Annotated in this window: 8 protein-coding genes; 6 read left to right on the top strand and 2 right to left on the bottom strand. The window is 49.7% G+C overall.

Annotated features, from left to right (window positions below):
- The first annotated feature begins 159 nt into the window (after positions 1–159).
- The 6 genes from Q3886_RS05785 (at position 160) to Q3886_RS05760 (ending at position 7,100) form a co-directional block, all read left to right on the top strand.
- Positions 160–1,113, top strand: coding sequence for an ABC transporter permease (locus tag Q3886_RS05785; RefSeq protein ID WP_301860233.1), 954 nt, complete (start codon positions 160–162; stop codon positions 1,111–1,113).
- Between the two features lie 12 nt (positions 1,114–1,125).
- Positions 1,126–2,079: an ABC transporter permease gene (locus Q3886_RS05780; RefSeq protein WP_301860232.1), complete on the top strand. Its 954-nt coding sequence runs from the start codon at positions 1,126–1,128 to the stop codon at positions 2,077–2,079.
- Between the two features lie 63 nt (positions 2,080–2,142).
- Entirely contained in the window at positions 2,143–3,774 is a 1,632-nt protein-coding gene (locus Q3886_RS05775; protein WP_301860231.1) for an ABC transporter substrate-binding protein, read from the top strand.
- Positions 3,775–3,858: 84 nt separating this feature from the next.
- Positions 3,859–4,911: an ABC transporter ATP-binding protein gene (locus Q3886_RS05770; RefSeq protein ID WP_301860229.1), complete on the top strand. Its 1,053-nt coding sequence runs from the start codon at positions 3,859–3,861 to the stop codon at positions 4,909–4,911.
- A gap of 32 nt (positions 4,912–4,943) precedes the next feature.
- Entirely contained in the window at positions 4,944–5,876 is a 933-nt protein-coding gene (locus tag Q3886_RS05765) for an ABC transporter ATP-binding protein (RefSeq protein WP_301860228.1), read from the top strand.
- Positions 5,877–5,909: 33 nt separating this feature from the next.
- Positions 5,910–7,100, top strand: coding sequence for a M20 family metallopeptidase (locus Q3886_RS05760; RefSeq protein ID WP_301860227.1), 1,191 nt, complete (start codon positions 5,910–5,912; stop codon positions 7,098–7,100).
- Between the two features lie 112 nt (positions 7,101–7,212).
- On the opposite strand, the gene hcp is transcribed toward Q3886_RS05760, so the two are convergent.
- Both hcp and Q3886_RS05750 read right to left on the bottom strand, forming a co-directional pair.
- Entirely contained in the window at positions 7,213–8,778 is a 1,566-nt protein-coding gene (gene hcp / locus Q3886_RS05755) for a hydroxylamine reductase (RefSeq protein ID WP_301860226.1), read from the bottom strand.
- 127 nt (positions 8,779–8,905) lie between these two features.
- A complete protein-coding gene (locus tag Q3886_RS05750; RefSeq protein ID WP_301860224.1) occupies positions 8,906–9,850 on the bottom strand; it encodes a sugar-binding transcriptional regulator in 945 nt (314 codons plus the stop codon).
- Positions 9,851–10,015: the final 165 nt, after the last annotated feature.

Below are 10,015 nucleotides of genomic sequence, written 5' to 3'. Positions count from 1 at the left end.
AAAATAAAATCGAACGTTTAGATTTGACCACTCTTAAAAAAGGTGTATGATAAGACCATGCAATGGCGCATGACAATGTGCCATTGCATATATTTTTAGAAAGATAACGAAAAGGAAGTGAATCAGGGGGAACATTGCTGTTATAGAGGGGTGATTATTTTGGGAGCATATATTGTAAAACGACTGCTTATTTCTATTCCTGTTTTATTTCTTATATCAGTAGGGGCCTTTATTCTCGTCCATCTGACACCGGGCGATCCGGCAGATATGTTTATTTCTCCGGATATGACCCAGGCTCAGGTAGAACTGACCCGGGCTTCGCTGGGACTGGACAAGCCGCTGGTCGTCCAGTATATCGACTGGATTCAGAATTTCCTCAGCGGCAATATGGGCTTTTCCTTCAGCAACCGTCAGCCTGTACAGGAAATTATCGGTCAGCGCCTGAGTCCGACGCTGCTGCTCATGAGTCTGAGTCTGCTCGTCGCGTATGCGTCGGCCATTCCCTTGGGGATTCTGGCAGCGTGGAAACAGAATTCGCTTCTGGACCGCTGCATCATTGGCTGGACCTTTTTAAATGTTTCGTTTCCGCCTTTTTTCCTGGGACTGGCGCTGATTTATATTTTTGCCGTTCAACTCGATATCTTTCCTACTGGCGGCATGAGTGTTCTTGGTGCTGACAATGGCGCAGAAGATCTGGTTATGCATCTGGTACTGCCGGTCATCGTCATGGCTTCGCAGTTCTCGGCCAACATGATTCGGTACGTCCGTTCCAGTGTCATTGAAGTTCGCCATGAAAACTATATCCGCACGGCTCTGGCCAAAGGGCTGAACCGCCGTCAGATTTTATGGCATCACATTATGAGAAATTCCCTGATTCCTATTGTTACCGTTATTGGGACAGACTTGCCGAAGATCATTGGCGGTGCCGTCATTACGGAACAGATTTTCCAGTGGCCCGGCATTGGCTCCCTGACGGTCCTGGCGATTAATTCCCGGGATTATCCCGTATTGATGGCCATTGTTATTCTGTCGGCCATCGCTGTGTTGATTGCCAACATTGTCATTGATATTTTATACGCCGTCATTGATCCGCGTATTACATACGGCAAGTAAGGGGGAATGGATATGCTGGATGCTAAAGAATTTGTGCTGCTTCATCCGGACGGCATCGTTGCCGGGACACCAGCTGGCGCAACGCCGGCGGCGACGACTTCGGCTGCAGAAGAAGAACAGAATGACTCCTGGAAGAAGCGGACATGGCGCCGATTCTGTCAGAATAAAGCGGCCCTGTACAGTTTGTTTATTTTTATCGCCATTATTGCCATTGCGATTCTGGCACCGATTCTTTCACCGTTTGATCCGACGCAAACTGTCGGGGCCTTTGATGAAAGTCCGTCAGCAGCCCATCTGCTGGGGACTGATGATGTAGGGCGAGACGTTTTGAGCCGTCTGATTTACGGCTCGCAGGTATCGCTGATCGTCGGCATTGGCTCTGTGGCCGTATATTCCCTTATCGGCATTACGCTGGGACTGCTGTCGGGCTACTTCGGCGGAGTTGTAGACGGTCTGATTATGCGGATTACAGAAGTGTTCATGTCATATCCGCAGTTTATGATCATCCTGGTCATTGTCAGTCTCATTGGTCCCAATATGCTGACAGTCATGCTGGTTATGGGATTCATGGGCTGGCCGCCAATTTGCCGTCTCGTCCGCGGCGAAGTACTGCGCATCAAATCGATTGATTATGTGGCCGCCGCCATTGTAACCGGGTATTCGCCGACGACCATCGTATTTAAGCACATTTTGCCGAATGTATTGTCGCCTATTTTAGTCAACTGTACCTTTGGTATTGCTCAGGCAATTCTGATTGAAGCAGCCCTGAGCTTCCTGGGCATGGGCGTGCAGCCGCCAACATCCAGCTGGGGCAACATGCTGACCAGCGCGCAGTCTATCATGATTTTGTCAGAAGAACCGTGGCGGTGGATTCCGCCAGGCATTGCCATTCTTATTGCCGTCCTGACGATTAACTTCCTCGGCGACGGTCTGAATGAAGCCATTAACGGCGATACAAACAAATAAAGATGCAGAAGCATACCGCTTCTTTCATCATATATTATCATTCCATAGAGAGGGGATTTTCATATGGGAGTACTACATTGGTTTAGAAACAGAAAGAGAATACTGTTGGGATTGTCTTTGGCACTGGGGGTTGCCATGATGAGCGGCTGCGGTGGTTCCGGTGGCACCAGCGGCGGCGGAGGCAAGGAAAACCTGACCATTGGCATGACCAATGCGCCGGCTGAATTCAATCCGCTGTTTAACCCGGATATTGCCGGACAGTTTACGATTCGGTTTATGTACGATACGCTTGTAGGCATGCCGGAACCAAACAAGTTTACGCCTCATCTGGCTGACAGTTTTGAAACGACGGACAACCAGAATTATACGATCAAGCTGAATCCGAACGCCAAGTGGTCTGACGGGCAGCCTGTTACGGCTGATGACGTCATCTTTACGCTGAATCTGATTGCCAATCCGCAGGTTCAGACGACGAAAGGCAGTTATATTAACATGCTTGAAGGCGTTGACAATGTAGGCAAGCTGGCAAACGGCGCAACGACGATTACAGGTGCCCAGAAGCAGGATGACAAGACAGTCCTCTTGAAGACAAAACGCCCGGTTGACCCGAATTTCATCAAGAGCATGCTGGGTTTTGAAGTATACATTGTGCCGAAACATGTCTTTGAAAAAATTAATCCCGCCGACATTGCCAACTCCGATGCGGCAACCAAGCCGACTGTTGTCAGCGGTGCCTATAAGTTTGTCGATTATAAGACTAACGATCACGTAGAACTGGCTGCCAATGAAAACTACTATAAAGGTCAGCCGAAACTGAAGAAAGTCTTTATCCGCATTATGAACGGCACGAACCTCGTAACGGAACTGAAATCGGGCAATGTACAGCTCGCTGCTTCCGGTGGTATCGGCGTTGTTCCAGTTAAAGACCTGGATGTCCTGAAAAAAGACAGCAAGCTTACTATTAAAACGGCGCCGTCCCTGAATACGCAGTATCTGGAAATCAACAACAGTAATCCAGCATTTAATAACACACATTTCCGCCGGGCTGTTACGATGGCCATTAACCGGCAGCAGATTATTGACGATCTGTACAAAGGTGCTGCCCAGCTCGTACCGACAGTATATACGAAAGTCAGCCCTGTATATGATGCCAGCGTAACGCCGCTGCCCTATGATGTAGAAGCAGCCAAGAAAGAACTGGCTCAGTCCGGATTTGATACGTCGAAGGAAATTGTCCTGCAGGTACCAATTGGCAATACCCTGCGTGAACAGTCTGCCGATTTGATTCAGCAGAACCTCCAGGCTATTGGCCTGAATGTTAAACAGCAGAAACTGGACTTCCCGACGGTTCTGGCCAATGCTAAAAAAGGTGATTATGAACTGATGCTGTTAGGGTATGCCCTGACTATCGATCCTGATTACAGCCAGTACTTCGTACCTGGTGCAGGCAGCAACTTCGGCCATACTGACGATGCCAAACTGACGGAAATGATGACCAACGCTGCATTACTGCCGAATTTCGATGAACGGAAGAAAGCATACAGCGAAATTCAGACGTACATGCGGGATAACCAGTTCGTCGTTTCCCTGTATGAACAGGACCAGATCATGGCGCAGAGCAAGAATCTCAAAGGCGGTATTAAGGACTTCTGGGAAGGCTCTCTGGATGATATCCATGAATGGACGTTTGAATAAAGGGAACACCTGAGAATTTGCATATATCACATCATGGCAGACGCTGTGATGTGATATATGTCTTTATGGAAGACGGTGAGTACAATGAATGAAACAATTTTGCGTGTTAAGGACCTGCATGTGTCTTTTCATACCTTAGACGGCACCGTAGAGGCTGTGCGGGGCGTCACATTCAGTCTGAAAAAAGGAGAAACTCTGGCACTAGTCGGTGAATCAGGATCGGGGAAATCTGTATCCATGAAAGCGATCAACCGGGTTCTTCCTGGAAATACTATATATGGCGGCGGCGAAATTCTCTATGAAGGGCAAGACCTGCTGAAACTGTCAGAAGAAGAAATGGAAAAAATCAGAGGCCGGAAAATTGCCATGATTTTCCAGGACCCCATGACCTCTCTGAATCCGACGATGAACGTAGGCCGGCAGATCGCCGAATCTATCCGGGTTCATGAAGATATGCCGGAAAAAGAAGCCATTGCCCAGGCTATTGAGCTCATGAAGCTGGTAGGCATCCGCAATCCGGAAGAAAGCTGGAAAAACTATCCCCATCAGTTTTCCGGCGGCATGCGCCAGCGGGTTATGATTGCCCTGTCCCTGGCCTGCAAGCCTGATATCCTTATTGCCGATGAACCGACGACGGCCCTGGACGTAACGATTCAGTCGCAGATTCTCGATTTGATTGATGATCTGAAAAAGAAACTGAATATGTCCGTTATCTTTATTACTCATGATCTGGGCGTCGTCGCTCATGTTGCCGATAAGGTCGCTGTCATGTATGCCGGCCGTATTGTGGAAATCGGCACGGCTGAAGAAATTTTCTATAATCCCCAGCATCCCTATACGTGGGGGCTGATTTGCTCCATGCCGTCACTGGATACGAAAGACGAATCGCTGTACAGTATTCCCGGGGCGCCGCCCAACATGCTCCATGCGCCGAAAGGCGATGCCTTTGCGCCGCGCAACGCCTATGCCATGCCTATTGATTTTGAACAGCAGCCGCCGTTTTTTAAAGTCGGCAACAGTCCTACCCATTTTGCAGCAACGTGGCTTCTGGCGCCGCAGGCACCGCACGTAACGCCGCCGGCAGAAATCTGCAGACGCTATGAAGTATTTAAGCATTCCTACTTGCTGCAGATTTAGCAGACATACTATCGGGGGAGGGAGAATGAATTATGGCTGAAGAACTGTTGAAGATATCCCATTTATGCAAAACTTTTAATGCCAAAAAGAAAAGTGAAGTCAAGGCTGTCAATGACGTATCTTTTTCGATTTATAAAGGCGAAACCTTTGGCCTGGTCGGCGAATCAGGCAGCGGCAAGTCGACGACAGGCCGGATGATTATCAAGCTGGAAGACCTGACAGGAGGCGACATTCTGTACAAAGGACAGAATATTACCAAAATTAAGAAAAAGCGTGATATGATGCAGTTTCGCCGGTCTATGCAGATGATTTTTCAGGACCCTTTTGCGTCGCTGAATCCGCGGATTCCAGTCAATCAGATTATTGGCGATGCCCTGAAGCTGCACGGTATCTGCAAGACGAAGGAAGACGTACACCGGCGGGTACTGGAACTGATGGATATTGTCGGCATTAACCGGGCCTATGTCAACCGGTATCCGACGGAATTTTCCGGCGGCCAGTGTCAGCGTATCGGCATTGCCCGGGCGCTGTGCGTACAGCCTGATTTCATCATTGCCGATGAATGTCTGGCTGCTTTGGACGTATCTATTCAGGCCCAGATCGTCAATCTGCTGATTCGCCTGCAGAAAGAACAGGGCATGACCTATCTGTTCATTGCTCACGACCTGGCCATGGTCAAGTACATCAGCGACCGCATTGGCGTCATGAAAGACGGCCGGATTCTGGAACTGGCTCCGGCAAATGAGCTGTATAATCATCCTCTGCATCCGTATACGGAATCGCTTCTGTCAGCATCGCCGCTGACCGATTTGATTGCCGAACGCCACCGGAAACGGATTGACTACGACCCGGCAGCTCATCAGTATCCGGAAGGAGCCCATCCGGCACTGCATGAAATTGGTCCCGGTCATTTTGTCTATTGTACTGATGAAGAAGTAAGCGGATATGCCCGTCGTCTGGCATAGATGAAGCTGTGCGGCTAAAGGAGGTGCCAGAATATGCATGATTTTCAGCAGACCATCGCAGAGGTGCTGCCCAAGGTTGGAGCGTGGCGGCGTCATTTTCATCAATATCCGGAATTGTCTAATGGAGAATATAAGACAACGGAGTATATTATAGAACAAATCAAGGCCCTGCCGGATGTGACCTGTGAACGGCCCCTGCCGACAGGCGTCGTGGCCCGGCTTCAGTGTGCTGCTCCCGGCCCGACCATTGCCCTGCGGGCCGATATTGATGCCCTGCCGGTGACAGAGGAGACGGGACTGCCTTTTTCTTCTCAGAATGAAGGGGTCATGCATGCCTGCGGGCACGATTCTCATGCAGCCTTGCTGCTGGGGGCCATGTATACCTTGTATGCCCATCGCACGGAACTTTCCGGTACTTTTGTCTTTATTTTCCAGCCTGCAGAAGAACTACCGCCAGGGGGCGCACAGAAAATGATTGCTGCCGGGGTGCTCAATGGCGTAGATGCCATTATCGGTCAGCATACGGACCCGACGATTCACACGGGACAGATTACTACCCGTCCTGGTGCCATGTCTGCCTTTTCCGATTCCTTTACGATTACCGTTACCGGACGGGGTGGCCATGCATCGCAGCCGCAGAACTGCCTGGACCCGCTGCCGGTAGCGGCCCAGATCGTGACGGCGCTGCAGCAGGTCGTGTCCCGCCAGGTGGCGCCGAAGGACATGGCCGTCCTCGGCATAGGTACCTTCCACTATGGAACGAAAAACAATATTATTTCCGATACTGCAGAAATGACCGGTACTGTGCGGACGCTGCAGCCAGCAACGCGGGAACGCATGAGGTCGATGATTGAGACTATTGCCAGACAGTATGCAGAAGCCTTTGGGATGAAAGCAGATGTATTCTACCAATTTGGCTATGACAGTACGTACAATACGCCGGCTTATGCCCAGGCTCTTCTCGATCTGGCGGAAGCCTTGTATGGGCCGGAAGCAGCTGTACTGGCTGACCCTGTCATGGGCGGCGAGGATTTTGCCTACTATTTGCAGCACGTACCAGGTGCATACTATCATTTTGGCATTACCCCCAAAGGGGAAACGACGTTTTACGCCAATCACAACTGCCATTTTTACATTGACGAAGAATCTTTTAAAACGGCGCTGACCATGCTGGTTCAGGGAGCCCTGAAGTTTCAGGAATTAGCAGGAAAAACGGAGCCGTAATATGGCAGACACGCTGCCTGCCTGTTGTATATAAAATAAAAGGACCTGCCTTTCTCAGCATGTTGAGCTGATGAGAAAGACAGGTCTTTTCTGTATGGCCAGAAGCTCTGGATTATCCCAGAATGGCTTTTAAATCGGCTTCCGGTGTAGTAATGGGCTGAATGTGGAAAGTATCTGCCAGGTACTGAAGAACGTTGGGCGAAACGAAAGCCGGCAATGTCGGGCCCAGGCGGATATTTTTAATACCCAAATAGAGAAGGGTCAGGAGAATACAGACTGCTTTCTGTTCGTACCAGGACAATACCTGGGATAAGGGCAGTTCATTTACGCTGCAGCCAAAGGCGTCGGCCAGTGCAAGGGCAACTTTTATGGCACCGTAGGCATCATTGCACTGCCCCATATCCAGGATGCGGGGCAGGCCGCCAATAGTTCCCAGATTCATATCGTTAAACCGGTATTTTCCACAAGCCAAGGTGAGAACCAGTGTATCAGCCGGTGTCTGTTTAACGAATTCCGTATAGTAATTGCGTCCCGGACGGGCACCGTCGCAGCCGCCGACGAGGAAGAAGTGTTTTACTGAACCAGATGTAACGGCCTGAATAATCGTATCTGCTGCAGCCAGTATCGTACCGTGGCCAAAGCCAGTCGTAACTGTTGTTCCGCCGTTGATGCCTGTTCTGTACTGGGTTTCCGCATAGCCTCCCAGTTCGAGGGCTTTGGCAATGACTGGCGAAAAATCTTTATCGCTGCCAATGTGGCACATGCCGGGATAGGAAACGACTTCTGTTGTAAATACGCGGTCTGCATAGGATTTGTGCGGCGGCATGATGCAGTTTGTTGTATACAGAATAGGAGCCGGCAAGTCTGCAAATTCTGTTTGCTGGTTCTGCCAGGCCGTGCCGAAATGGCCTTTTAAATGGGCATATTTTTTTAACAGCGGATAGGCATGGGCCGGGAGCATTTCGCCGTGTGTATAGATATTGATGCCTTTCCCTTCGGTCTGTTTCAGGAGCAGTTCCAGATCTTTTAAGTCATGTCCCGTAATGACGATGAACGGACCTTTTTCTACAGTCAGCGGCAGCGTCGTAGGTACAGGCGTTCCATAGGCGGACGTATTGGCTTCATCGAGAAGGGCCATGCATTCCAGATTGACTTTGCCCGTTTCCATGACGACGGGAAGGAGTGTATCCATACTGTCATTTTCTGCCAGGGCACACAGGCCTTTGATAAAGAAGGCATTTACTGGTTCTGATGATTTTCCCAGCATAAGAGCATGATAGGCATAAGCTGCCATGCCGCGAATGCCAAAGAGAATGAGCGCTTTCAGGGAACGAATATCTTCGTTTGCGTTCCAGATCTGGCTCATGTCGTAGTCAGCTGGCGGCTGAGATGATACGGCGCTTTTCTTTTCCTGAATCTTACGGGTCAGGAGCTGTACTGTATCCTTGTTAAAATTGACATTCGTAACGGTCGTAAACAACCCTTCCAGTATTAGCCGATACGTATCGGCTGAAGGGGTACCGGTCCGACAGACCTGAGCCAGGGCGATGAGTGCGCCTGTCAGTTCGTCCTGTTTCAGGGCGACGTCTTTCGTTTTTCCGCAAAACCCGGCACAGCCTGTACAGCCTTTGCCGTCAGCAGTCTGTTCACATTGAAAGCAAAACATTGTTTTTTCCATTTTCCTGTCTCCTTCTGTGATTGATTAGGAACAGTATACTGGAAAGAGAACGGTACGTCTGTTGGAAATGCAACGAAATCATCAGTCAGGGAATAGCAAAAGACAGGTATTGCACAGGTATGCCCGTTTACTGCCTGGTTTCCAGAAGGCGGCGGGCCGTAAACTGATCCGTAATGAGTACGTTGGCATAGCCACCGAGGAGGGCCGCACGAATTGGCTGAACCTTTGCTTCGCCGCCGGAAAGGAGAATGCTGTATTCTTTCTGGTGCAGACAGTCCAGATCAATGCCGACAGTCCGGTCATTTAGCTCTTCACTGGCAATGTGTCCGTCTTCGGTGAAGAAACGGGAGCAAATATCGCCGACAGCATGGGCCTTAATGAATGCTTTTTCTTCAGAATCAGCATATCCCAGGCGGAAGAAAAGGGCATTGTCCCGGACGGTGCCGACGCTGAACAGGGCAATGTTGGCGTTTTTCCCCAGTTCCAGGACCCGCCGAATGTGGCGGTCGTGATAGACCATGTCCTTTACTTCTTTCGAATCGAACAATACAGGAAGGGGCAGGTACTGGGCAATGGTTTCGTAGTTTTTGGCAAACCGTTCCAGTATTTCATTGGCATAGGTTTCACCAGTAGATAAGGTAATGCCCCCTTCAAGCTGTACGATCTGGGCACCCCGCAGAGAATGAGGAATCAGGGCATGAGCGAGACTGTGCATGGTTGTTCCCCAGCCGACGCCGATAATATCTCCGTCCTGGACAATGGAGTTTAAATAGGCCGCCCCTTTCTGACCAAGATACTTTTTCATATCTTCTTCATCATCAATAGGGACATTGGCAATACATACGTCTCGCAAATGGTACGCAGCGGCGACTTTTTTTGCCAAATGGCTCTGGTCTTCAATGGGATCGAAAATTTTGATGCGGACAAATCCCATGTCTTTGGCATACTGCAGCAGCCGGGACACAGACGGGCGGGACAGGCCCAGTTCTCTGGCAATTTCCGTCTGGCTGTAGCCGGATAGATAATAGAGTTTGGCTGCGCTGATAGCGCTTTTATTCTTATCGTTTTGCATGTGCGTACCTCGCAATGTATCGTAATATTTTACTTATTATCTCATTGACGGCCTGGTCAATGCAAGAACGAAGTCGAATTTTCACGGCTTCGCTGTATCTGACGACAGGAAGGGCCTTGCTGAAAAAGAATCGTACTGCCTGTTGGTATGCAATATATGTAAAAA

The sequence above is a fragment of the uncultured Megasphaera sp. genome, assembly GCF_958350005.1.
Classification (GTDB): Bacteria; Bacillota; Negativicutes; order Veillonellales; family Megasphaeraceae; genus Megasphaera.
Note: the sequence above shows the minus strand (reverse complement) of the source record. Positions and strands in the feature narration are given on the sequence as shown.

Coding starts and splice junctions, on each gene's coding strand:
- Q3886_RS05775 (WP_301860231.1), top strand. CDS start 2,143: ATGGGAGTACTACATTGGTTTAGAAACAGAAAGAGAATACTGTTGGGA.
- Q3886_RS05770 (WP_301860229.1), top strand. CDS start 3,859: ATGAATGAAACAATTTTGCGTGTTAAGGACCTGCATGTGTCTTTTCAT.
- hcp (WP_301860226.1), bottom strand. CDS start 8,778: ATGGAAAAAACAATGTTTTGCTTTCAATGTGAACAGACTGCTGACGGC.
- Q3886_RS05780 (WP_301860232.1), top strand. CDS start 1,126: ATGCTGGATGCTAAAGAATTTGTGCTGCTTCATCCGGACGGCATCGTT.
- Q3886_RS05765 (WP_301860228.1), top strand. CDS start 4,944: ATGGCTGAAGAACTGTTGAAGATATCCCATTTATGCAAAACTTTTAAT.
- Q3886_RS05750 (WP_301860224.1), bottom strand. CDS start 9,850: ATGCAAAACGATAAGAATAAAAGCGCTATCAGCGCAGCCAAACTCTAT.
- Q3886_RS05760 (WP_301860227.1), top strand. CDS start 5,910: ATGCATGATTTTCAGCAGACCATCGCAGAGGTGCTGCCCAAGGTTGGA.